General features: G+C 60.9%; 19 protein-coding genes. 9 read left to right on the top strand and 10 right to left on the bottom strand.

Annotation, left to right across the window (positions count from 1 at the left end):
• The first annotated feature begins 227 nt into the window (after positions 1–227).
• Positions 228–3,134 (top strand): RNA polymerase-associated protein RapA, encoded by a 2,907-nt coding sequence (gene rapA, locus ACJ8IJ_RS16640; RefSeq protein ID WP_442518824.1) that lies wholly within the window; start codon positions 228–230, stop codon positions 3,132–3,134.
• Positions 3,135–3,191: 57 nt separating this feature from the next.
• The gene (gene rluA, locus ACJ8IJ_RS16635) at positions 3,192–3,842 is read left to right on the top strand and encodes a bifunctional tRNA pseudouridine(32) synthase/23S rRNA pseudouridine(746) synthase RluA (protein WP_004932866.1); all 651 of its coding nucleotides are present in this window, start codon (positions 3,192–3,194) and stop codon (positions 3,840–3,842) included.
• Positions 3,843–3,887: 45 nt separating this feature from the next.
• On the opposite strand, the gene djlA is transcribed toward rluA, so the two are convergent.
• Positions 3,888–4,709 (bottom strand): co-chaperone DjlA, encoded by an 822-nt coding sequence (gene djlA / locus ACJ8IJ_RS16630; protein ID WP_015376627.1) that lies wholly within the window; start codon positions 4,707–4,709, stop codon positions 3,888–3,890.
• A 228-nt stretch (positions 4,710–4,937) separates the two neighbouring features.
• On the opposite strand from djlA, the gene lptD reads away from it, so the two are divergent.
• The 6 genes from lptD (at position 4,938) to apaH (ending at position 11,708) form a co-directional block, all read left to right on the top strand.
• Positions 4,938–7,307 carry an LPS assembly protein LptD gene (gene lptD, locus ACJ8IJ_RS16625; RefSeq protein WP_004932872.1) on the top strand — a complete coding sequence of 790 codons (2,370 nt, stop codon included), beginning with the start codon at positions 4,938–4,940 and terminating at the stop codon, positions 7,305–7,307.
• A gap of 65 nt (positions 7,308–7,372) precedes the next feature.
• On the top strand, positions 7,373–8,674 hold the full coding sequence (surA, locus tag ACJ8IJ_RS16620; RefSeq protein WP_004932876.1) for a peptidylprolyl isomerase SurA: 1,302 nt from the start codon (positions 7,373–7,375) through the stop codon (positions 8,672–8,674).
• Complete coding sequence (gene pdxA / locus ACJ8IJ_RS16615; protein WP_440484869.1) at positions 8,652–9,653, top strand: 4-hydroxythreonine-4-phosphate dehydrogenase PdxA; 1,002 nt, start codon at positions 8,652–8,654, stop codon at positions 9,651–9,653. Before surA ends, pdxA begins: the two co-directional genes overlap by 23 nt.
• Positions 9,646–10,464, top strand: coding sequence for a 16S rRNA (adenine(1518)-N(6)/adenine(1519)-N(6))-dimethyltransferase RsmA (rsmA, locus tag ACJ8IJ_RS16610; protein ID WP_004932881.1), 819 nt, complete (start codon positions 9,646–9,648; stop codon positions 10,462–10,464). Before pdxA ends, rsmA begins: the two co-directional genes overlap by 8 nt.
• Before the next feature lie 12 nt (positions 10,465–10,476).
• Entirely contained in the window at positions 10,477–10,854 is a 378-nt protein-coding gene (apaG, locus tag ACJ8IJ_RS16605; RefSeq protein WP_015376624.1) for a Co2+/Mg2+ efflux protein ApaG, read from the top strand.
• A 2-nt stretch (positions 10,855–10,856) separates the two neighbouring features.
• Entirely contained in the window at positions 10,857–11,708 is an 852-nt protein-coding gene (gene apaH / locus ACJ8IJ_RS16600; protein WP_442518823.1) for a bis(5'-nucleosyl)-tetraphosphatase (symmetrical) ApaH, read from the top strand.
• A 48-nt stretch (positions 11,709–11,756) separates the two neighbouring features.
• Here apaH and ACJ8IJ_RS16595 read toward each other — a convergent pair whose 3' ends face one another.
• The 4 genes from ACJ8IJ_RS16595 to ACJ8IJ_RS16580 form a co-directional block, all read right to left on the bottom strand.
• Positions 11,757–13,646, bottom strand: coding sequence for a PhoX family protein (locus ACJ8IJ_RS16595; protein ID WP_442518822.1), 1,890 nt, complete (start codon positions 13,644–13,646; stop codon positions 11,757–11,759).
• A 180-nt stretch (positions 13,647–13,826) separates the two neighbouring features.
• Complete coding sequence (gene folA / locus ACJ8IJ_RS16590) at positions 13,827–14,309, bottom strand: type 3 dihydrofolate reductase (RefSeq protein ID WP_016929122.1); 483 nt, start codon at positions 14,307–14,309, stop codon at positions 13,827–13,829.
• 143 nt (positions 14,310–14,452) lie between these two features.
• Positions 14,453–14,917 carry a threonine/serine exporter gene (locus tag ACJ8IJ_RS16585; RefSeq protein ID WP_015376621.1) on the bottom strand — a complete coding sequence of 155 codons (465 nt, stop codon included), beginning with the start codon at positions 14,915–14,917 and terminating at the stop codon, positions 14,453–14,455.
• Positions 14,914–15,714, bottom strand: coding sequence for a threonine/serine ThrE exporter family protein (locus ACJ8IJ_RS16580; protein ID WP_015376620.1), 801 nt, complete (start codon positions 15,712–15,714; stop codon positions 14,914–14,916). The genes ACJ8IJ_RS16585 and ACJ8IJ_RS16580 overlap by 4 nt, the downstream gene beginning before the upstream one ends.
• 128 nt (positions 15,715–15,842) lie before the next feature.
• Between ACJ8IJ_RS16580 and ACJ8IJ_RS16575 the strand changes: the two genes are divergently transcribed.
• Entirely contained in the window at positions 15,843–16,457 is a 615-nt protein-coding gene (locus ACJ8IJ_RS16575; protein ID WP_015376619.1) for a LysE family translocator, read from the top strand.
• 35 nt (positions 16,458–16,492) lie between these two features.
• On the opposite strand, the gene kefC is transcribed toward ACJ8IJ_RS16575, so the two are convergent.
• The 5 genes from kefC to dapB form a co-directional block, all read right to left on the bottom strand.
• Positions 16,493–18,346, bottom strand: a complete 1,854-nt coding sequence (gene kefC, locus ACJ8IJ_RS16570) for a glutathione-regulated potassium-efflux system protein KefC (protein ID WP_021505358.1) — start codon at positions 18,344–18,346, stop codon at positions 16,493–16,495.
• On the bottom strand, positions 18,339–18,896 hold the full coding sequence (gene kefF / locus ACJ8IJ_RS16565; RefSeq protein WP_004932911.1) for a glutathione-regulated potassium-efflux system oxidoreductase KefF: 558 nt from the start codon (positions 18,894–18,896) through the stop codon (positions 18,339–18,341). The genes kefC and kefF overlap by 8 nt, the downstream gene beginning before the upstream one ends.
• 171 nt (positions 18,897–19,067) lie before the next feature.
• Entirely contained in the window at positions 19,068–22,292 is a 3,225-nt protein-coding gene (gene carB, locus ACJ8IJ_RS16560) for a carbamoyl-phosphate synthase large subunit (RefSeq protein ID WP_280630942.1), read from the bottom strand.
• Positions 22,293–22,308: 16 nt separating this feature from the next.
• Entirely contained in the window at positions 22,309–23,457 is a 1,149-nt protein-coding gene (carA, locus tag ACJ8IJ_RS16555) for a glutamine-hydrolyzing carbamoyl-phosphate synthase small subunit (protein WP_131165207.1), read from the bottom strand.
• Positions 23,458–23,927: 470 nt separating this feature from the next.
• Entirely contained in the window at positions 23,928–24,749 is an 822-nt protein-coding gene (gene dapB / locus ACJ8IJ_RS16550; protein WP_154870135.1) for a 4-hydroxy-tetrahydrodipicolinate reductase, read from the bottom strand.
• Positions 24,750–24,971: the final 222 nt, after the last annotated feature.

Genomic DNA, 24,971 nt, shown 5'->3' with positions numbered 1-24,971 from the left:
AATCATCCGGTTTTGCAGGTGACGAACGCGCCGCCTTCCATTACCATAGCGCCCTTCCCAAAACTGAACCACGCTTAGCCCTGCCGTCTCGCGACGTCTGCATGGCGTGAACGGCTATTGCCCGCCAAATTTAAAACAAACCGGGATTAGCAGACGTTCAGTACAGGTGCCGCGGCCCTTCCCGCCCGGTAACAAGACTTACTTACAAAGAATCGAGCCGACAATATATGCCTTTTACTCTTGGTCAACGCTGGATCAGCGACACGGAAAGCGAATTAGGACTGGGCACCGTCGTGGCGCTGGACGCGCGCATGATTACCCTGCTTTTCCCCGCCACCGGTGAAAACCGCCTCTATGCCAGAAACGATTCGCCGATCACCCGTGTGATGTTCAACCCGGGCGATACCGTCAGCAGCCACGAGGGGTGGCAGCTGCAGGTGGAAGAGGTGAAAGAGGAAAACGGTCTGTTGACCTATATCGGCACCCGCCAGGACACTCAGGAAAGCGGCGTGGCGATGCGCGAAGTGCTGCTGGACAGTAAGCTGACCTTCAGCAAACCGCAGGATCGCCTGTTCGCCGGCCAAATCGACCGCATGGACCGTTTCGCGCTGCGTTTTCGCGCCCGCAAATACCAGAGCGAGCAGTATCGCCTGCCGTTCGCCGGCCTGCGCGGCATGCGCGCCAGCCTGATCCCGCACCAGCTGCACATCGCTCATGAAGTCGGCCAGCGCCATGCGCCGCGCGTTCTGCTGGCGGACGAAGTCGGCCTCGGCAAAACCATCGAAGCCGGCATGATCATCCACCAGCAGCTGCTGGCGGGCCGCGCCGAACGCGTGCTGATCGTGGTGCCGGAAACGCTGCAGCACCAGTGGCTGGTGGAGATGATGCGCCGCTTCAACCTCTATTTCTCGCTGTTCGACGACAGCCGCTACGCCGAAGCCAAGCTCGACAGCAGCAACCCGTTCGAGACCGAACAGCTGGTGATCTGCTCGCTGGACTTCGTGCGCCGCAACAAGCAGCGTCTGGAAGAGCTGGCGGACGCCCAGTGGGATCTGCTGGTGGTCGATGAAGCGCACCACCTGGCCTGGAGCGAAGAAGCGCCGAGCCGCGAATATCAGGTGATCGAACAGTTGGCCGAGCATATCCCCGGCGTGCTGCTGCTGACCGCCACCCCGGAACAGCTCGGTCAACAGAGCCACTTTGCGCGCCTGCGCCTGCTCGACCCGAACCGTTTCCACGACTACGGCGAGTTCGTCGCCGAGCAGCAGAAATACCGTCCGGTGGCCGACGCCGTCACCCTGCTGCTGAGCGGTGAACGCCTGGCCGACGACAAGCTTAACCTGCTGGGCGAGCTGATCGACGAGCAGGACATCGAGCCGCTGCTCAAGGCCGCCAACAGCGAAGGCGACAACGCCGAGCAGGCGCGCCAGGAGCTGGTTTCGATGCTGATGGATCGCCACGGCACCAGCCGCGTGCTGTTCCGCAACACCCGTAACGGCGTGAAGGGCTTCCCGCACCGCAACCTGCACCAGATCAAGCTGCCATTGCCAACCCAATATCAGACCGCGATCAAAGTGTCCGGCATCATGGGCGCCAAAAAGTCCGTCGAAGCCCGTGCGCGCGACATGCTGTACCCGGAGCAGATCTATCAGGAATTCGAAGGCGAAAACGCCACCTGGTGGAACTTCGATCCGCGCGTCGAGTGGCTGCTGGATTACCTGCTGGCCAACCGCAACGAAAAAGTGCTGGTGATCTGCGCCAAAGCCGACACCGCGCTGCAGCTGGAGCAGGTGCTGCGCGAACGTGAAGCGATCCGCGCCGCGGTGTTCCACGAAGGGCTGTCGATCATCGAGCGCGACCGCGCCGCCGCCTACTTCGCCTCCGAAGAAGAAGGCGCGCAGGTGCTGCTGTGTTCCGAGATCGGTTCCGAAGGCCGCAACTTCCAGTTCGCCAGCCAGCTGGTGATGTTCGATCTGCCGTTCAACCCGGATCTGCTGGAGCAGCGTATCGGCCGTCTGGACCGTATCGGCCAGATGCACGATATCCAAATCATGGTGCCTTACCTGGAGCACACCGCGCAGGCGGTGCTGGGTCGCTGGTTCCACGAAGGGCTGGATGCCTTCGAACACACCTGCCCGACCGGCCGCACCATCTACGACAGCTGCTACGAGCAGTTGATCGGCTATCTGGCCGCGCCGACCGAGCAGGAAGGCCTGGACGAATTCATCCACGCCTGCCGCCAGCAGCATGACCAGTTGAAAGCGCAGCTGGAACAGGGCCGCGATCGCCTGCTGGAGATGCACTCCAACGGCGGCGACAAAGCCCAGGCGCTGGCCGCCGCCATCGCCGAGCAGGATAACGACGTCAACCTGGTGGGCTTCGCGCTCAACCTGTTCGACATCGTCGGCATCAATCAGGAAGATCGCAGCGACAACCTGATCGTGCTCACGCCGTCCGACCATATGCTGGTGCCGGACTTCCCAGGCCTGCCGCAGGACGGCTGCACCGTCACCTTCGATCGCGATCGGGCGCTGTCGCGCGAAGACGCTCAGTTCGTCAGCTGGGAACACCCGATCATCCGCAACGGCCTGGATCTGATCCTGTCCGGCGATACCGGCAGCTGCGCGGTGTCCCTGTTGAAAAACAAAGCGTTGCCGGTCGGCACCCTGCTGGTTGAGCTGGTATACGTGGTGGAAGCCCAGGCGCCGAAGCACCTGCAGCTGACCCGCTTCCTGCCGCCGACGCCGATCCGCATGCTGATGGATCGCAAGGGCACCAACCTGGCGACGCAGGTCGAGTTCGAAAGCTTCAACCGCCAGTTGAACGCGGTCAACCGCCACACCTCCAGCAAGCTGGTCAATGCCGTGCAGCAAGACGTGCACGCCATGCTGCAGCAGGCGGAAAGCCTGGTGGAAGCGCAGGCGCGCACGCTTATCGAACAGGCGAAGCAAGAGGCGGACGACAAGCTGAGCGCCGAGCTGGCGCGTCTGGAAGCGCTGAAGGCGGTCAACCCGAACATCCGCGACGACGAAGTCGAAGCGCTGGAGTTCAACCGCCGTCAGGTGCTGGCCAACCTCAATGAAGCCGGCTGGCGCCTGGACGCCATTCGTCTGGTGGTGGTCACCCACCAGTAACCGGCGCGACATGGGGAGGCCACCGTCTCCCCGTTCGGCCCTTTTCGCGGAGCCAAGATGGAACCCTACAATCCCCCGCAGGACCCGCTGCACATCCTGTATCAGGATGAACACATCATGGTGGTCAACAAGCCCAGCGGCTTGCTGTCGGTGCCCGGCCGCGCGCCGGAAAACAAAGACAGCCTGATGACCCGCATTCAGGCCGATCATCCGGCCGCCGAATCGGTGCACCGGCTGGACATGGCCACCAGCGGGGTGATCGTGGTGGCGCTCAACAAGGCCGCCGAGCGTGAGCTGAAGCGTCAGTTCCGCGAACGCGAGCCGAAGAAATCCTATATCGCCCGCGTTTGGGGGCATATGGAACATGACGAAGGACTGGTGGATTTGCCGCTGATCTGCGATTGGCCGAACCGGCCGCTGCAAAAGGTGTGTTTTGACACCGGCAAAGCGGCGCAAACCGAGTATCTGGTGCTGTCGCGAGACGCCGATGGCAGCACGCGCGTGAAGCTGACGCCGATCACCGGCCGCTCGCATCAGCTGCGGGTGCACATGCTGGCGCTGGGGCACCCGATCCTCGGCGACGGTTTCTACGCCCCGCCGGAGGCTAAGGCGATGGCACCACGGCTACAGCTGCATGCGCAAGAGCTGCGCATCACCCACCCCGCCTTCCAGACGCCGATGCACTTTCGCGCCGAGCCGGATTTCTAAGGCTAAAACCCAACGGGCCCGGCATACCGGGCCCGCTTTCATCGCTTATTTAAAACCTTTCTCGCGTTTGATCAGGTCGTACGCCGCCTGGATCTCCTGCGCTTTCTGCTTGGCCATTTCCATCATCTGCGGCGGCAAGCCTTTCGCCACCAGCTTATCCGGATGGTGTTCGCTCATCAGCTTGCGGTAGGCACGTTTGATGGTGGCGGCATCGTCGCTGCTGCGCACGCCGAGCACCTTGCACGCATCGTCGAGCGTCGGGCCGCGCTGAGCCTGCTGATAGCCGCCCTGCGAATACCCGCCCTGCTGACCGCCGCCGAACTGACGCCCGCCCTCCATCATGCTGAGGAACTGATCGAACTGCGCGCGCGAAATGCCCAGCTCTTCGGCGATGACATACAGCACCTGACGTTCGTTCGGGTGCAGCGAGCCGTCGGCAAACGCCGCCTGAATCTGAATTTCCAGAAACATCCGAATCAGATCGAAGCGGCCGAAACAGATGCTGCGGAACTGCTGCAGCGTCTCACGCAGCGGAAACTGGCTCTGTTTGCCCTCGCGGAACGCCTGCTGCGCCGCGGTGCGGGCTTCGCCGTGCAGCTGCAGGCGATCCATAAACAGGCTGGCGATCTGGATATCCGCCTCGGTGACGCGCCCTTTGGATTTGGTCAGGTGGCCCATCACCTGAAAAGTGGTGCGGAAAAACAGCGTTTGCCGCGTTTGCTGGTCGGTGAAAAACCCCCGGCTGCGCTTGTTGCTGCGCGCCGTATCGATCATATGACCGATAATCAGCCCCAGAACTACACCCCAGAATCCCGCGCCAGACCAGATGGCGACGATGACGCCGAGCAGTTTTCCCCAATACTGCATATACTCCTCAATTATCATGCCGAAAGCCGCCCGCTCTCCTTCGCTTCAGGAAAGGGCGCAGGCGATTTTTCCTAGAATTTGGATTATCATACCTGTCATTTATCTTTGCGCCTAACGACGACGCAAGTAAACGGCTGGATTTAGCACTAGCGCAACGCAGATGAGTAATATAGTCTCTGACCGTTTGCCGGACACGACGCCTCTGATGACGGAACACCAAAACCGCGTATGAAAAAAAGTTTCCCAACACTGCTGGCCACGATGATTTGGACGGCACTCTACAGTCAGCATGCGCTGGCTGATCTGGCCGAGCAATGCATGCTTGGCGTTCCCGTTTACGACAAGCCTTTGGTCAGCGGCGATCCGAACAGCCAGCCGGTGACCATCAATGCCGATGACTCGCGCGCCGACTACCCGAAAAGCGCCCTGTTCAGCGGCAACGTGCATATCGAGCAAGGCAACAGCACCCTGACCGCCAAAGAAGTCGAGCTGAACCAGACGCAAAACCCTGGCCAGACGGAACCGGTGCGCACCGTCACCGCCACCGGCGACGTGCACTACAGCGACAATCAGATCAAACTGAAAGGCCCTAAGGCCTGGTCGAACCTGAATACCAAAGATACCGACGTCTATGAAGGCGACTACCAGATGGTCGGCCGTCAGGGGCGCGGCGACGCCGACAAGATGAAAATGCGCGGCGCCAACCGTTACACCATTCTGGAAAACGGCACCTTTACCTCCTGTCTGCCGGGCGACGACAGCTGGAGCGTGGTCGGCTCCGAAGTGATCCACGATCGCGAAGAGCAGGTGGCGGAAGTGTGGAACGCCCGCTTCCGCATCGGCGGCGTGCCGGTGTTCTACAGCCCATACCTGCAATTGCCGGTCGGCGACAAGCGCCGTTCCGGCTTCCTGATCCCGAACGCCAAGTACGGCAGCAACAACGGCTTCGAGTTCATGTTGCCGTACTACTGGAACATCGCGCCGAACTACGATGCCACCATCACGCCACACTATATGTCCAAACGCGGCCTGCAGTGGCAGACCGAGTTCCGCTATCTGGTGCAGCCGGGCCTCGGCCTGATGGAGTTCGACTGGCTGCCGGACGACAAGGAATACGGTAAAGATAATGACGACAGCAAACGCTGGCTGTTCTACTGGAACCACAACGGCGTTATGGATCAGGTGTGGCGTTTCAACGTCGACTACACCAAGGTCAGCGATTACAAATACTTCACCGATCTGGACTCCAAGTACGGCTCCACTACCGACGGCTACGCCACGCAGAAATTCAGCCTCGGCTACGCCAACGAGAACTGGAACGCCACGCTGAGCTCCAAACAGTTCCAGATTTTCGACAATACCGATCGTACCTGGTCGCAGACCTACAAGGTACAGCCGCAGCTGGATCTGAACTACTACAAGAACGACCTCGGCCCGTTCGATTTCCATATTTACGGCCAGGCGGCCAAGTTCACCAGCGTCAACCCGTACAGCCCGGACGCCACCCGTCTGCACATGGAGCCGACGCTGAGTCTGCCGCTCACCAACGGCTGGGCCAGCCTGAACACCGAAGCCAAGCTGATGGCGACCCACTACCAGCAGGATATTCCTGACGGTTTCGCCGCTAACTACGCCATGCGTAATCAAGTAAGCGCAGCCGACGCACCGAAGCTCGACGACTCGGTCAACCGCGTATTGCCACAGTTCAAGGTAGACGGCAAGCTGGTGTTCGAGAGGCCGATGATCTGGGCCGAAGGCGCCACCCAGACGCTGGAGCCGCGCGTGCAGTACCTGTACGTGCCGTACCGCGACCAGAGCAACATCTACACCTACGACAGCACGCTGTTGCAGACCGACTACTCCGGCCTGTTCCGCGACCGCACCTACAGCGGCCTGGATCGCATCGCTTCGCAGAACCGCGTCTCTACCGGTTTGACTACGCGCATTTATGATGACGCGCTGGTGGAACGTTTTAACGCTTCCGTGGGTCAAATCTACTACTTCAGCCGTTCGCGTACCGGTGACCAGATGACCGGTTACGACAACAACGACGACACCGGCAGCGTGGCCTGGGCCGGCGATACCTATTGGAAAATCGACGATCGTTGGGGCCTGCGCGGTGGCCTGCAGTATGACACCCGCCTGAACAGCGTCTCGCTGGGCAACGGCGTGGTGGAATACCGCCAGGATGCCGAGCGCGTGGTGCAGCTGAACTACCGTTACGCCACGCCGGAATACATCCAGACGGCGTTGAACACCAAAACGGTTCCGGCCTTCCAGGACGGCATCTCGCAGGTGGGCATCACCGGCAGTTGGCCGATCGCCGATCGTTGGGCGGTCGTCGGGGCGTACTACTACGATACCCGCGCCAAACAATCCGCCGATCAACTGGTGGGGCTGAAGTACAACACCTGCTGCTGGGCGGTGACCCTGGGCTATGAGCGCAAGATCACCGACTGGAACAACAGCAACAATACCAGCGTTTACGACAACAGAGTTTCGTTCAACGTCGAACTGCGCGGCCTGAGCAGCGATCATAGTCTCGGCTCCGCAGAAATGCTGCGCTCCGGCATTCTGCCGTATCAGCGCGCATTCTGACGCTTTGCAACACTTTGAAAACGAGAACTTTCACCCGCATTTGCGGATTACATAATGGGAAATGTATGAAGAACTGGAGAACGCTTATTCTCGGATTGGTGGTTTGCGCCAATGCCGCGTTCGCAGCACCCCAAGAAGTGGATAAAGTCGCCGCCGTCGTGGATAACGGCGTGGTACTCGAAAGCGACGTCAACGGTCTGTTGCAGTCAGTCAAGCTCAACGCCCAGCAGGCCGGCCAACAGTTGCCGGACGACAAGACGCTGCGCCATCAGATCATCGAACGGCTGATCATGGATAACATCCAGCTGCAGATGGCCAAGAAAATGGGCATTACCGTGTCCGACGCCGAGCTGGACAAAGCGATCGCCAACATCGCCGCGCAGAACCGCATGAACGTCGATCAGCTGCGCAGCCGCCTGTCGTACGAAGGGTTGAACTACAACACCTACCGTTCGCAGATCCGCAAAGAGATGCTGATTTCCGAAGTGCGTAACAACGAAGTGCGCCGCCGCGTCACCATCCTGCCGCAGGAAGTGGACGCGCTGGCCAAACAGGTGGGCGCGCAGAACGGCAGCGACACCGAAATGAACATCAGCCACATCCTGATCCCGCTGCCGGAAAACCCGTCGCAGCAGCAGGTCGACAAAGCCGAAGAGCTGGCCAAACGCCTGGTGGGTGAGATCAACAGCGGTGCCGACTTCGGCAAGCTGGCGATCACCTACTCCGCCGATTCTCAGGCGCTGAAAGGCGGCAACATGGGCTGGGGCAAGCTGCAAGAGATCCCGACCCTGTTCGCTGAACGTCTGGTGAGCGCCAAGAAAGGCGACGTCGTCGGCCCAATCCGTTCCGGCGTCGGCTTCCACATCCTGAAAGTCAACGATATCCGCGGCGCCAGCCAGTCGGTGTCGGTCACCGAAGTGCACGCCCGTCACATCCTGCTGAAGCCTTCGGTGGTGCTGACTGACGATCAAGCACGCGCCAAGCTGCAATCCGTTGCGGAAGCCATCAAGAGCGGCCGCGCCAAATTCGCCGACGAGGCCAAACAGCTGTCGCAGGATCCGGGTTCCGCCATGCAGGGCGGCGATCTGGGCTGGGCCTCCCCGGACATCTACGATCCGGCCTTCCGCGATGCGTTGCTGAAGCTGAGCAAAGGTGAAATCAGCGCGCCGGTCCACTCTTCCTTCGGTTGGCACCTGATTCAGCTGCTGGATACCCGTCAGGTGGATAAAACCGACGCCGCGCAGAAAGATCGCGCTTACCGCATGCTGTTCAACCGTAAGTTCGCCGAAGAGGCGCAGACCTGGATGCAGGAACAGCGCGCCCAGGCTTACGTGAAGATCCTCGATGGCAGCGATGCACAGCAATAAACGCGTCGTCATTACCCCCGGCGAACCCGCCGGGGTGGGGCCGGATTTGGTAGCCGCCCTGGCGCAACAGGATTGGCCTGTTGAGCTGGTGGTGTGCGCCGATCCGGCCCTGCTGCTTGAACGCGCCAGGCGCTTGGGCCTGCCGCTGACGCTGCGCCACTACCAACCGCAGCAACCGGCCGAGGCGCAACGCGCCGGCACGCTGACCGTGCTGCCGGTGTCGCTCGCTCAGCCGGTCACCGCCGGTGAACTGAACGTCGGCAACAGCGCCTACGTGGTGGAAACCCTGGCGCGCGCCTGCGACGGCTGCCTGAACGGCGAATTTGCCGCTCTGATCACCGGCCCGGTGAACAAAGGCGTGATCAACGACGCCGGCGTGCCGTTTATCGGCCATACCGAATTCTTTGCCGATCGCAGCCGCTGCGATCGCGTGGTGATGATGCTCGCGACCGAAGAGCTGCGCGTGGCGCTGGCGACCACCCACCTGCCGCTGCTGGCGGTGCCGGGCGCCATCACGCAGCAGAGCCTGTTCGAAGTCATTCGCATTCTCGACCACGATCTGAAAACCAAATTTGGCATCGCTCAGCCGCACATTTACGTCTGCGGTCTGAATCCCCACGCTGGGGAAGGCGGCCATATGGGGCGCGAAGAGATAGACACCATCATCCCGGCGCTCGACGCGCTGCGCGCTGACGGTATCCATCTGATCGGCCCGCTGCCGGCGGACACCCTGTTCCAGCCCAAATATCTGCAAGATGCCGATGCGGTGCTGGCGATGTATCACGATCAGGGGCTGCCGGTGCTAAAATACCAAGGGTTCGGCCGCGCGGTGAATATCACCCTCGGTTTGCCTTTCATACGCACCTCGGTCGACCACGGTACCGCTCTGGAACTGGCCGGCACCGGCACCGCCGATGTCGGCAGTTTCCAAACGGCCCTGAATCTCGCCATTAAAATGATAATTAATTGTAATGAATAACAGAGTCCACCAAGGGCACTTTGCCCGCAAACGCTTTGGACAAAACTTTTTAACCGATCAGTTTGTCATCGATAGCATTGTCTCCGCCATTCACCCGCAGCCGGGCGAAGCGGTGGTCGAGATCGGCCCCGGCCTCGGCGCCTTGACCGAGCCGGTTGGCGCACGCATGGACCGCATGACGGTGATCGAACTGGACCGCGATCTGGCCACCCGGTTGGAGAACCACCCGCGGCTGAAAGACAAGCTGACCATCCGCCAGCAGGACGCCATGACGGTGAATTTCGCCGAACTGGCCGAGGAAGCTGGCCAACCGCTGCGCGTATTTGGTAACCTGCCGTACAATATTTCGACGCCGCTGATGTTCCACCTTTTCAGCTATACTCAGGCAATCCGCGACATGCACTTTATGTTGCAAAAAGAGGTGGTCAACCGTCTGGTGGCCGGCCCGAACAGCAAGGCCTACGGGCGTTTGACCGTGATGGCGCAGTACTACTGCAACGTCATTCCGGTGCTGGAAGTGCCGCCGACCGCGTTCGCGCCGCCGCCGAAGGTCGATTCCGCCGTGGTGCGCCTGGTCCCGCACACCGAGCTGCCGAACCCGGTGGGCGACGTGCGCATGCTGAGCCGCATCACCACGCAGGCGTTCAACCAGCGGCGGAAAACCATCCGCAACAGCCTGGGCGACCTGTTCACGCCGGAGCAGCTGACGGAGCTGGGCGTCGATCCTTCGCTCAGAGCAGAGAATATTTCTGTGGCGCAGTACTGCAAGCTGGCGAACTGGCTGTCAGCCAATCCGGCGCCGCAGCAATAAGGAGTTGTTGTCATGATTGATTCGCCCCGCGTGTGTATTCAGGTTCAGAGCATCTATGTGGAATCACAGTCGATCCCTGAAGAAGAGCGTTACGTCTTCGCCTATACCATCACCATCCGCAATCTGGGGCGGACCAACGTGCAACTGCTGGGCCGTTACTGGCTGATCACCAACAGCAACGGCCGCCAAACCGAAGTCCAGGGCGAAGGCGTGATCGGCGAACAGCCCGTCATTCCGCCTGGTGGAGAGTTTCAGTACACCAGCGGCGCCATTCTGGAAACGCCGCTGGGCACCATGGAAGGCCATTACGAAATGGTTGACCATCAGGGTCAGCCGTTCCGCACCGCTATTCCCGTTTTTCGCTTAGCCATTCCAACGCTGATCCATTAATTATGTCGACATACCTTATCGGCGACGTTCACGGCTGTTTCGATGAACTGAAGTCGCTGCTGGCTCAGGTTGCGTTCGATCCCGAGCGCGATCAACTGTGGCTGACCGGCGATCTGGTGGCGCGCGGCCCCGCCTCGCTGGACGTGCTGCGCTACGTGCGCTCGCTCGGTCCGGCGGTGCGCATGGTGCTGGGCAACCACGATCTGCACCTGCTGGCGGTCTACGCCGGCATCAGCCGCAACAAACCCAAAGATCGCATCACCCCGCTGCTGGAGGCGCCTGACGTCGACGAGCTGATCAACTGGCTGCGCCGCCAACCGGTGCTGCAGGTGGATGATGAGCAAAAGCTGGTGATGGCGCACGCCGGCATCACCCCGCAGTGGGATATCGACACCGCGAAAATGTGCGCGCGCGAAGTGGAAGCGGTATTGAGCAGCGACAGCTATCCGCTGTTCCTCGACGCCATGTACGGCGACATGCCGAACAACTGGGCGCCGGAGCTGAGCGGCCTGGCGCGCCTGCGTTTCAGCACCAATGCGTTCACGCGCATGCGCTACTGCTTCCCCAACGGCCAGCTCGACATGATCTGCAAAGATGCGCCGGGCAGCGCGCCGGCGCCGCTGAAGCCGTGGTTCGAACTGCCGCGCCTGGTGGACCCGGAATACACCATCATCTTCGGCCACTGGGCCTCGCTCGAAGGCAAGGGCACGCCGGAAGGCGTGATCGGGCTGGATACCGGCTGCTGCTGGGGCGGCGACCTGACGATGCTGCGCTGGGAAGACCACCGTTACTTCACGCAGCCCGCCAATCGGGGCGAGGCGTCTGACCACGCCGGCAGACTGGCCGCATCCTGAAAATACAAAGGCGGCCCCGTGGCCGCCTTTGTTTTCTATATTATCGCCTTACGCCCCAATCACCCCGCCATCTTCACGCGTGATCATCAATACCGATGAACGCGGGCGCGGGCTGTTGTTCGGGAAGTGCGAATCGCCCTCTTCTCCCGGATGCTGCACGTTGACGAACATCGTCTTGTAGTCCGGGGTGAAAGTGATGCCGGTCAGTTCGCAGGACTTCGGCCCCACCATGAAACGGCGGATCTCGCCGCTGATCGGATCGCCCACCAGCATCTGGTTGTTGCCCTGCCCGACATAATCGCCCTTGTTGCTGTACTTGCCGTCGGTGAGGATCCACAGGCGGCCGGCGCGATCGAAGCCCAGCCCGTCCGGGCTGTTAAAGGTATTTTCCGCCGTGATGTTCGGCGTGCCGCGGTTGACGCCTTCGGGGTGGGCGATCGGGTTGCCGCACAGCGCATAGATGTCCCAGGTGAAGACGTCGGCGGTAGCGTCGCCACCTTCATCCCAGCGAATGATCTGGCCATAGATATTGTTAGGCCGCGGGTTGGCGGCGTTCAGCGGCATCCCTTCCTCACCGCGCTTGCTGTTGTTGGTCAGCGTACAGTACGCGCGGCCGTCATGCGGGTTCACCGCGATCCACTCCGGGCGATCCATTTTGGTGGCGCCGACCTGCTGCGCCGCCTTGCGGGCGAAGATCAGCACTTCGGCCTCGTCGCGGAAGCCGTTCTCCGGCGTCAGGCCGTTCTTGCCGAACTCGAGCGCAATCCAGCGCCCTTTGCCCTTCAGCGGCGTGCCGGCCTCATCGCCGTCGAACTGCGCCACGTACAGCGTCCCCTCGTCCAGCAGCGTGCGATTGTTGGCCGGATTGGCGGCGTCGACCACGCCTTTGGAGACGTATTTATAGATATGTTCGCCGCGCTCGTCGTCGCCCATATACACTACCAGACGGCCGTCTTTGGCCACGGTCACCGCCGCGTTTTCATGTTTGAAGCGGCCGAGCGCGGTGTGCTTGATGGGCGTCGAGGCCGGATTCAACGGATCGATCTCGACGATCCAGCCGTGGCGGTTGAATTCGTTAGGGTTCTTCGCCACATCGAAGCGCTCATCATAGTCCGGCCAGTTGCGCTCCGGTTCGCTGGCCTTCAGCGTGTAGCGCTTCTGTTCCGGCGTGGTGCGATAATCGGCCTGACGGGTGCCGAAATAGGTATCGAAGTTTTCCTCGCAGGTCAGATAGGTCCCCCACGGCGTCTTGCCGTTGGCGCAGTTGCCGAAGGTGCCCAACACCTTGCGGCCACTCGGATCGGCGGCGGTCTGCAGCAGCGGGTGCCCGGCGGCCGGGCCGCTGAACTGCATTTCGCTGTTGGCGGTGATGCGGCGGTTATAGCGCGACGGGCGTTCCACCTCCCAGCGCTGGCCGTCGCCGACCCGCTTGACCGCCACAATGGAGACGCCGTGCGCCGCCTGTGACTTGCGCACCTCTTCCAGGCTGGTGGCTTTGGCGCCGCCGTGGGCGAACAGATACTGTTCGTTGACGTATTCGTTATTGATGGCCATCACGCCGTGATTGTCATCAATAGGGAAGAAGCTCATGCCGTCATTGTTGTCGCCAAACTGTTTTTCCTGATCGGCGGCGCTGTTGTTGCCCTGCGGATCGAAGGCCGGCGCGCCGTCCACCAGCGGCTCGCCCCAGGAGATCAGCACCTCCGCGCGGTAGCCCGGCGCGATGGTCACCTCGTCGGCGGTAGATGCGGCGATGCCCTGAAAGCCCAGCAGCCTGTTCGGTGGCAGATCCTCGGCCAACGCCTCGGCGGAGACCGACCAGATGCCACCGCCGAGAAAGCCGGCAAGGCCGACGGCGCCGGCGCTGCCGAGCAACAGCTTGCGGCGAGTGGGATCGATCAGGCGGTCGGCGTCTAATTGCTCAATTTGCTTGGTCATAACGTGGTTACCTTTTTAGTTATGGCGCCGCGGTCAAGATTCACCAGAGTTGCCGTGGCGCTCGGAGTTGGGCTTCATACTAATCAGGTAATGTGACGGAAAGGTTACGAATGACCGGCGTAAAAAGACCGGGGGCGCAATTGCTTGCGCCCCCGGGGATAACTGGCTAACGCGCTGAGATTAGCGGCGCTGCAGGATTTCGAAACAGTAGCTGTGCGAGTTCAGATTGTCGGCGTCGTGGAATTCGCTGAACGTGGTTTCCCACTCGTCCGGCTCATAATCCGGGAAGTGGGTATCGCCGCCGACTTCGGCGTCGATGTGCGTCAGGTACAGACGGTCGGCGCGCGGCAGCAACTGGGTATAGATGCGCCCACCGCCGATCACCATCACTTCCTCCACGTCGCCCGCGGCGGCCAGCGCCTCATCCAGCGAGGTTACCCAGGTCACCCCGGCTTCGCTGCCCGGGCGGCTGCTCAAAACGATATTGTGGCGGCCCGGCAGCGGGCGGCCGATGGACTCGAAGGTCTTGCGGCCCATAATAACCGGCTTATTCAACGTGTTGCGTTTAAACCACGCAAGGTCCGCCGGCAGGTGCCACGGCATGGCGTTTTCCATGCCAATAACGCGATCCGCCGCCAAGGCAGCGATCAGGCTGATAATCATTGTTTAACCCTGTGTAGGCAGCAAAATTGGTGACACTATACGTAAAGGCCTGAGTGCCGTCGATAGGCTAATCAAGCAAGATGAATATATAAGATAGCTCTTATCAGCATATCTAATAACCAACGTTCTTCCGCCGGGAAATTTCACACGCCGGGGCGTTTGCGGTACAGCCACAGGCCCGGTAACGACAGGCCGATCGACAAGGCACCGACGATAAAACTGGCCTTAAGGAAGTTGGTGATCATGGTCTCCATCAGGGCCTCGCTGTAGCCCAGATGCGAGATCTCCACCACAGTTATCATCGCGGTATAGGCGGAAATGCCGGGAAACATCGGGATCACCGCCGCCACGGTGAACACCTTCGGATGCGCCAGCAGCCAGCGCGACCAGTAGATGCCGATGATGCCGATCAGGATCGCCGCCAGCAGCGAGGCCCACTCGATGTTCATGCCGGCATGCATCATCAGCATGCGCGAACCGCGCCCGATAGCCCCGAGCAATGCGCAATAGCGCAGCGCACGCAGCGGCACGTTAAACACCATGGCGAAGCCCAGCGCCGGCACCGCCGCCAACAGCATCTCCTGCAACAAGGCCCACAGCAGATTCATGACCACCCCCGCAGATCCCACAGCGACATCGCCATCACCACGCCGATACAGGTCGCCAGCGTCAGCAGGCTGGCCATCGCCCAGCGCGCCAGCCCGGTATTCACATGCCCCTTGAACATGTCGGCCACCGCGTTGATCAGCGGGAAGCCCGGCACCAGCAGCAGCACGCTGGCGGCCATCGCCACGCTCGAGGTGTCTTTAAACGCCGGCAGGCGCAGCAGCAGTCCGGAGATCGACGTCGCGACAAATGCCGTCAGGCAGAAATTGATCAGCGGATTCATCTGGCGGGCGGTGAGGATCTGGCGCACCAACATCGCCGTGCCGCTGGCGATAAAGGTCACCAGGAAGGCGTCGCCGCCACCGCCGTTGAGCATGCTGAAGCACCCGCAGGACAGCCCCACCATCAATACCACCAGCCAGCGCGGGTAGCGCAGCGGCCGGATCCTTTCAAAGCGGCGCGCCACGTCGTGCGCATCCGCCAGGCGATGCTCGGCGAGGATCACGATATGCTGCACTTCGGTCACCACCTGCATATTGATGCCGCGATCGACGTTCTTACGGGTGGTGGTCAGACAGGCACCATGGCTAAGAGTGGTCAATACCACCGCATTGGCGGAGATCGAACTTTCCACGCTGTCCATGCCCAGCGCCAGTCCCAGGCGAGTTGATAACTGTTCCACCACCGTGCTCTCGGCGCCGTGCTGCAACAGCAGCAACGCGCATTGAATGCACAGTCGGGTGATTTCACGCTGTTGCCGGTGCGGTTCCGGCCTGTCTGTGGCGGTAGTCTGCTGCATGGTGCTCCGTCGCGGGCGGTAGATGAATTATTATCATAGAGCCTAACAATACCTCATTGGGTTGATGCGCATCAGAGGAAGCGGCGTTATTATCGCCAGATTGCTGCCTTTTGCGCGAGACGCCTACCATGCTTGAAACTTCACTGTTCGTCGCCGGCATTGCCGCCCTCGGCATGCTCTCCCCCGGCCCGGATTTTTTCCTGGTGATCAAAAACGCCGCCCGCTACCCGCGGCTGGCCGCCATGATGACCGCCTTCGGCGTGATCTGCGGCGTCGCCACCCACATGTCCTACTGCGTCGCCGGGCTGGCGGTGGTGATCACCACCACGCCGTGGCTGTTCAACCTGCTGAAATACGCCGGGGCAGTCTATCTGGTGTGGATCGGCATCCAGGCGCTGCTGTCGCGCGGCGGCGGCAAAATGAACGTCAGCAATCTGCCGCAGCAGCAGGTCAGCCTGAAGAGCGCCTTTGCGCAAGGCTACCTGTGCAACCTGCTGAATCCGAAAGCCACCCTGTTCTTCCTGGCGGTCTTCACCCAGGTGCTGCAGATCGATTCCGGTCTGGGTGACAAGCTGTGGTACGCGGGGATTATTCTCGGCCTGTCGGTCATCTGGTGGCCGCTGTTGGTATTTTTGATCCAGAGCGGGCCGGTGCGCCGCGGGCTGGAAAAGACGCAGAAGATCGTCGACAAATTGCTGGGCGGCATGTTGATCGCGCTGGGCATCAAGGTTGCGCTGAGCTAAGCAAAAAAAGGGGCGCCATCACGGCGCCCCTCCCCTTATCCTTTGGCTTCCACCACTTCATCCTCCGGCGCCTTGCCGTCGATACTGCCGCGCCAACCGGTCTGCTGCACCCGCGCCAGCCGATTCTGATCCTGCTCGATGGCCGCGCTGAGCATCTCCTTGGCCCGCTGCAGGCTGGCGATACGGAACTCGGTATCCTGGTAATTATCCAGCGTATCTTCCAGCATCTTCAGGTTATAGCGGCGGAAAGTGTCCGCTTTCTCGCGCGCCTCATAGGCGTCCAGCCCCAGCAACTCCAGCGTTTCACGGCCGACACGCAGCGAGCTTTCGAAGGTTTCGCGCTCCGGTTTTTCCACCCCCAGCTGCCGCAGCTGATACCAGTGATCGACGTCGCGCGCCCGCGCCACCACCTTAAGATGCGGGAAGTGCTGCCTGGCCAGCTCGGTTAACGCCAGGCTGTCCTCCACGTCGTCGATGGCGTTGATCAGCACCTTGGCGTGAGCGGCGCCGGCGGCCTCCAGCAGATCGGCGCGCGTGGCGTCGCCGTAGAACACCTTGGTATCGAATTTGCGCAGCGTTTCGATATGGTCCGGATCGTGATCCAGTACCACGGTGTGCACGCCGTTGGCCAATAACAAACGACCGGCGATCTGGCCGAAACGGCCGAAGCCGGCGATGATCACGCTGGCATTCTCGTCATCAATGACGTCAGCCGGGCGATCCTCTTTCGGCGCATTTTTCTCCAGCTGCGCGGCGATCACCAACAGCAGCGGGGTGGCCGCCATCGACAGCGCCACCGCCAGCGTCAGCGACTTGGCCCATTCAACCGGCAAGACGCCGGCCAGCTGTGCGGCGCTGAAAATCACGAAGGCGAACTCACTGCCCTGCCCCAGCAGAATGGCGAACAGGCCGCGCTGGCGCTTCGGCACGCCGAGCAGCGGCCCAATCAGCCACAGCAACGCCGCCTTGATCAGCATAAAGCCCAGCAGCAGCGAGGCGATCAGCAACGGATGATGGAACAGCGTGCCGAAGTCGATCGACATGCCGACGCCGATGAAGAACAGCCCCAGCAGCAATCCCTTGAACGGCTGAATATCGCTCTCCAGCGCGTGGCGGTATTCCGAGCTCGCCAACAGCACCCCGGCGAGGAACGCCCCCATCGCCATCGACAGTCCGGCCATCTCCAGCAGGATGCCGAAGCCGAACACCAGGAACAACGCCACGGCGCTGAACACTTCGCGCATGCCCGAACGGGCGACGAAGTGCAGCAGCGGGCGGGTGACGTAGCGGCCAAGCAACACCACCATCGTCAACGCGCCCACCACCTTGGCCGCCGACAGCATGAAAGCGCCCAGCGTGGTGGTGGCGCCGCTGCTGGCCAGCAGCGGGATCATCGCCACCAGCGGGATCGCCGCGATATCCTGGAACAGCAGCACCGCAAACGCGCTACGGCCGATCGGCGACGGCGTCAGATTGCGTTCGCTCATCGCCTGCATGGCAATGGCGGTGGATGAGAGCGCCAGCGTCAGGCCAATCAGCAACGCCACCTTCCAGTTAAGGCCAAGGAAGTAACAGAAGGCGCTCAGCGCCAGGCCGCAGCCCACCATCTGAATGCTGCCGCCGCCGAACACCGAGGCACGCAGCGTCCACAGCCGTTTAGGATCCAGCTCCAGGCCGATGATAAACAGCATCAGCACCACGCCGATCTCGGCGAAGGTCAGGATCGATTCAGCGTCCGACACCAGCTTCAGCCCCCAGGGGCCAATGATACAGCCGGCGATCAGGTAACCGAGCACCGAGCCCAGTCCCAGGCGCACCGCGATCGGTACAAACAGCGCCGCGGAGCCGAGGTAGATCAGCCCTTCGATCATCATGTGGTGATTATCCATGGCTGGCCTCCCGGGTTTCCGCTTCGGCATGTTCCATCAGGTAGTCGACCAGCCGCTGGCGGTAGGCTTCGCCGGCGGCGAGCAGCGCCGGCTCGTTGCAGGTAAAGGTATTGTGCACGGCGAAATAAGGCAGCCAGGTCATGCCGCAATAGATCGCCGTGGCCTGCAGCGGCTGCGCCAGCGCGGCGAAGTTGGGGAAGTCGCCCAGCTCGAAGTGGTGCTCGTCACCGCCGCTGGTCACCGCCCACAGGCAATCTTTACCCACCAGCGCATTGCCGTCGTGGCCGTAGGCCCAGCCGTGCTCCAGCACTTTGTCGATCCACAGCTTCAACAACGGCGGGAAGCTGTACCACTGCATCGGATGTTGCAGCACCACCAGGTCGGCGCGCTCCACCGCCCGCTGCTCGGCGTTGATGTCGATATTGAAATCGGGGTACAGCTCATACAGCGAGCGCACCTCCACCTCGGGGAGATCCTTCACCGCCTGCAGCAGGCGGTGATTGGCATGCGAATGCCGGGGATACGGGTGAGCATAAATTATCAGAATCATTGTTATCGTCGTTCCTTCGTTCCTTGCCAATACACCAAGCATATACCAATCACACAGAGTGACAGTTTGCCCACTGATTGATAGCGGAAATTTTTAACGCCAGCCGACAAATTCGCTGAATAAAAAAGGGCGCTGCATCTGCAGCGCCCCTTACGTTGCGTTATCGCGCGGTTACTTGCCGATGCGCGCGTGCATTTCCTGCACCGACGTCACCTGCTCGGTCGGATCCGCTTTCAGCGCCATCGCGGTGGCGAAGCCGCCGTTCAGCGTGGTGTCGTAGTGCACCTTGTACTGCAGTGCGCTGCGGCGAATCAGCTTGGAGTCCTCAATCGCCTGACGGCCTGCCGTAGTGTTGACGATGTAAGTGTACTCGCCGTTCTTGATACGGTCCTGAATGTGCGGACGCCCTTCGTGCACCTTGTTGACCAGGCGCGGGTTGATGCCCGCTTCGCCCAGCACCACCGCGGTGCCGTGGGTGGCGTCCAGCTCGAAGCCCTGCTTCAGCAGGCTGGCGGCCAAATCGACCACGCGGGCTTTATCGCCTTCACGCACCGACAGCAGCGCGCGGCCCTGCTTCTTCATGCCCGAGTTGCTGCCCAGCATCGCTTTGGAGAAGGCTTCCGCGAAGGTGCGGCCCACGCCCATCACTTCCCCGGTAGAGCGCATTTCCGGCCCCAGAATCGGGTCGACGCCCGGGAATTTGTTGAACGGCAGCACCACTTCTTTCACCGAATAGTACGGCGGGATGATCTCTTCGGTAACGCCCTGCTCGACCAGCGTTTTGCCCGCCATCACGCGCGCGGCCACCTTGGCCAGCGGCACGCCGGTGGCTTTGGAGACGAACGGCACGGTGCGCGCGGCGCGCGGGTTGACTTCAATCAGGTAGACTTCGTTGTCTTTCACCGCGAACTGCACGTTCATCAGGCCGCGCACCTGCAGCTCGAACGCCAGTTTTTCCACCTGACGACGCATCACGTCCTGAATTTCCTGGCTCAGGGTGTACGCCGGCAGCGAACACGCGGAGTCGCCGGAGTGCACGCCCGCCTGCTCGATGTGCTCCATGATGCCGCCAATCAGCACGCGTTCGCCGTCGCAGATGGCGTCGACGTCCACTTCCACCGCGTCGTCCAGGAAGCGATCCAGCAGCACCGGCGCATCGTTGGATACGCTGACCGCGGTCTGGAAGTAGCGGCGCAGGTCGGTTTCGTCGTAAACGATTTCCATCGCCCGGCCGCCCAGCACGTAGGAAGGACGCACCACCAGCGGATAGCCGATGGCCGCCGCCTTCTCCACCGCCTGTTCGATGGCGGTCACGGTGGCGTTGGCCGGTTGCTTCAGGCCCAGACGGTTGACCGCCTGCTGGAAGCGCTCGCGGTCTTCGGCGCGGTCGATGGCGTCCGGACTGGTGCCGATAACCGGCACGCCTGCGGCTTCCAGCTCGCGCGCCAGCTTCAGCGGAGTCTGGCCGCCATACTGCACGATCACGCCCTTCGGCTTCTCGATGCGCACGATTTCCAGCACGTCTTCCAGCGTTACCGGCTCAAAGTACAGGCGGTCTGAGGTGTCGTAGTCGGTGGAGACGGTTTCCGGGTTACAGTTGACCATGATGGTCTCGTAGCCGTCTTCACGCAGCGCCAGCGAAGCGTGCACGCAGCAGTAGTCAAACTCGATGCCCTGGCCGATACGGTTCGGCCCGCCGCCCAGCACCATCACTTTCGGCCGGTCGTTGGTCGGGTTGGACTCGCACTCTTCTTCATAGGTGGAGTACATATAGGCGGTGTCGGTGGCGAATTCCGCCGCGCAGGTATCCACGCGCTTGTACACCGGGTGCAAACCGTAGCTGTGGCGCAGCTTGCGAATTTCGCTCTCGGCGACGCCGGCCAGCTTGGCCAGGCGCGCATCGGCGAAGCCTTTGCGCTTCAGGGTGCGCAGGAACTCTTTGTTCAGGCCGTTGATGCCCGCGTCGGCAACCTGCTCTTCCAGGCGCACCAGCTCTTCAATCTGCACCAGGAACCAGCGGTCGACGTTGGTCAGGTTGAACACGCCGTCTACCGACAAACCGGCGCGGAAGGCGTCGGCGATGTACCAGATGCGGTCGGAACCGGCGTCTTTCAGCTCGCGGCGAATTTTGGTCAGCGCTTCCGGATCGTCCAGGCTCACTTTCGGGTCGAAACCGGTGGCGCCCACTTCCAGGCCGCGCAGCGCTTTTTGCAGCGATTCCTGCTGGGTGCGGCCGATGGCCATCACTTCACCGACCGACTTCATCTGGGTAGTCAGGCGATCGTTGGCGCCGGCGAACTTCTCGAAGTTGAAGCGCGGGATCTTGGTCACGACGTAGTCGATGGACGGCTCGAACGACGCCGGGGTGCGGCCGCCGGTGATGTCATTCATCAGCTCATCGAGGGTGTAACCCACCGCCAGCTTGGCGGCGATCTTGGCGATGGGGAAGCCGGTGGCTTTCGACGCCAGCGCCGAAGAGCGCGATACGCGCGGGTTCATTTCGATGACGATCAGGCGGCCGGTTTTCGGGTTGACCGAGAACTGCACGTTGGAGCCGCCGGTTTCAACGCCGATCTCACGCAGCACCGCCATCGAGGCGTTGCGCATGATTTGGTATTCCTTGTCGGTCAGGGTCTGGGCCGGCGCGACGGTGATCGAGTCGCCGGTGTGGATGCCCATGGCGTCGAAGTTTTCGATGGAGCAGACGATGATGCAGTTGTCGTTCTTATCACGCACCACTTCCATCTCGTACTCTTTCCAACCGATCAGCGATTCATCGATCAGCAGCTCGTTGGTCGGCGACAGGTCCAGGCCGCGTTCGCAGATTTCTTCGAACTCTTCGCGGTTGTAGGCGATGCCGCCGCCGGTGCCGCCCATGGTAAAGGAAGGACGGATGATGCACGGGAAGCCGACGTCAGCGGCCACCGCCAGCGCTTCTTCCATGGTGTGCGCGATGCCGGAACGCGCGGTATCCAGACCGATTTTCTTCATCGCCACATCGAAACGGCGACGGTCTTCGGCCTTGTCAATCGCATCGGCGGTGGCGCCGATCATGGTAACGCCGAACTCGGCCAGCACGCCCTGACGCTCCAGTTCCAGCGCGCAGTTCAGCGCCGTCTGGCCGCCCATGGTCGGCAGCACCGCATCCGGGCGCTCTTTTTCGATGATCTTGCGCACCACTTCCCAGTGGATCGGCTCGATGTAGGTCGCATCGGCCATTTCCGGGTCGGTCATGATGGTCGCCGGGTTGGAGTTGACCAGAATGACGCGGTAACCCTCTTCGCGCAGCGCTTTACACGCCTGGGCACCCGAGTAGTCGAACTCACACGCCTGGCCGATAACGATCGGGCCAGCGCCGAGGATCAGGATGCTTTTTATGTCTGTACGTTTTGGCATTTTTTACTGCTCCTGATTATTTGGCGTTAGAACGGTAAGTCTCAATCAGTTCGATAAAGTGATCGAACAGCGGCGCGGCGTCGTGCGGGCCTGGGCTGGCTTCCGGGTGGCCCTGGAAGCTGAACGCCGCTTTGTCGGTGCGGTGAATGCCCTGCACCGTGTGGTCGAACAGCGATTTGTGCGTCACGCGCAGGTTCGCCGGCAGATTGTTCTCATCTACCGCAAAGCCGTGGTTCTGCGCGGTGATCATCACGGTGTTGTTGTCCAGATCCTTCACCGGGTGGTTGCCGCCGTGGTGGCCGAGCTTCATCTTCATGGTGTTCGCCCCGCTGGCCAGCGCCAGCAGCTGGTGGCCCAGGCAGATGCCGAACACCGGAATGTCGGTTTCCAGGAACTGTTTGATGGCGGTGATGGCGTAGTCGCACGGCTCCGGATCGCCCGGGCCGTTGGACAGGAAAATGCCGTCCGGATTCATTTTCAGCACCTCGTCGGCCGGGGTCTGCGCCGGCACCACGGTCAGGCGGCAGCCGCGATCCACCAGCATGCGCAGGATGTTGCGCTTGGCGCCGTAGTCGTAAGCCACCACGTGGAACGGCAGTTCCGCGGCGGTTTTGGCTTCGGGCAGGTCGCCTTCAAGCGTCCAGCTGCCTTGCTGCCAGCTGTAGGCCTCTTGGGTGGTGACCTCTTTCGCCAGATCCATGCCCTTCAACCCCGGGAAACCTTGCGCCTTGGCCAGGGCCAGCGCGGCGTCCGGCGAATCGGCGGCGATGATGCAGCCGTTCTGGGCGCCCTTCTCGCGCAGCAGGCGGGTCAATTTGCGGGTATCGATATCGGCGATCGCCACGATGTTGTGACGCTTGAGGTAGTCGGACAGGCTTTCTTCGTTGCGGTAGTTGCTGGCGATCAGCGGGAGGTCGCGAATGACGAGGCCTTGGGCGTGTACTGCGGAGGATTCTTCGTCGGAAGCATTGGTGCCGACATTGCCGATATGAGGATAAGTAAGAGTAACGATCTGGCGGGAATAGGAAGGATCAGTGAGGATTTCTTGATAACCGGTCATCGACGTATTGAAGACCACTTCCCCCACTGCCGTTCCCTCTGCCCCGATGGCCCGACCGTGGAATTGGGTTCCGTCTTCCAGAACCAATAGCGCTGACTTTATCAAAACACCCTCCAAGGAATAATCAATCACAATATTTGCATATTAATTCAGATATCGCGATCTAAATCAATGCAAAAACCGTCCGCGAGGCCAATTTTTGGCAAATTGGGCGCATTTTAATGATGAGTGCCTGGCTTGTCTACCCAAACTGCCGTTTTTTGTTTTATTTTTGCAGTTCTCGGCGCTCATGCGGCTTGAGCGCCGATAAAAACACAGAAAACCGGGGCTGGAAAACGGTTGCGGGGAAGAATGACGGAAAATAGCGCCGGAATGGGACAAAAAAGACGCTAAAAAAGCCTAGGGTGGAAAAAAAGGAGATGATTAGCAAAGTAAATACAGATAAACAACAGCTTAAGCAATGAAATAAAATCAACACGATATTTATCATGTTAAAAAAAAGGACAATAAAATTATTGCCCGATTATCATAGTATTATGATCAATACAACCACATCACGATGGTATGCAAATCAATTATAACTGGTCCAAATTCAACACGTCGCGCATATCAAACAAACCTTTATCCCGGTTATGCAGCCAGGCAGCCGCGCGCACCGCACCGCTGGCAAAAGTCATGCGGCTGGAAGCCTTATGGGTAATTTCCACCCGTTCACCGATGTCGGCGAACATTGCCGTGTGCTCGCCGACGATGTCGCCGGCGCGAATGGTGGCAAAGCCGATGCTTTGGGGATCGCGTTCGCCGGTATGGCCTTCGCGCGCATAGACCGCACAGCTTTTCAGATCGCGCCCCAGCGCGCCGGCGATCGCTTCGCCCATGGCCAACGCCGTGCCCGACGGCGCATCCACTTTGTGGCGGTGGTGCGCCTCGACGATTTCGATATCGGTATAGTCGCCCATCACCTGCGCGGCCTTCTCCAGCAGTTTCAGCACCAGGTTGACGCCGACGCTGAAGTTGGCGGCGAACACGATGCCGATATGCTGCGCCGCAGCGCGGATCGCCTGCTTGCCGGCGTCATCGAAGCCGGTGGTGCCAATCACCATCGCCTTGTGGTGCGCCACGCAAAAATCCAGGTAGTTCCGCGTGCTTTCCGGGCGGGTGAAGTCGATCAAAATGTCGAACTCGCTCGCCACTTTCTCCAGGCTGTCGCTTACCTTGACGCCCAGCGCGCCAATGCCCGCCAACTCGCCGGCGTCGACGCCGATCAGGCTTGAACCCGGGCGCGACAGCGCCGCGCCCAACACCACGCCTTCCGCCTGCTGCACCGCCTGGATCAACTGACGGCCCATCCGGCCGCCGGCGCCCGCAATCGCAATGCGGATTTGTGAATCACTCATGCTTGCTCTCTTCTTGATTTGACGCCTATCCCATTAGGCTATCGATTCAGGGTAACTGCCCCGCTGCAGCGCCGCCAGAGGATTCATTTCATAATTAGAAAATTATGATATTCCCCCGCTTTCATCAGCGGCGCTGTCGTGAGATTAACATTCAACCGATTTGGCGGCCTGCGACGATTGTACATAATCATGCAGTTTCCATGGCAAAAAAATGCAGAAAAA

It is taken from the genome of Serratia sp. CY40230 (assembly GCF_052168835.1).
GTDB classification, from domain to species: domain Bacteria; phylum Pseudomonadota; class Gammaproteobacteria; order Enterobacterales; family Enterobacteriaceae; genus Serratia; species Serratia nematodiphila.
The sequence above is the reverse complement of the archived record's forward strand: the minus strand, read 5'-3'. Positions and strand labels throughout refer to the sequence as shown.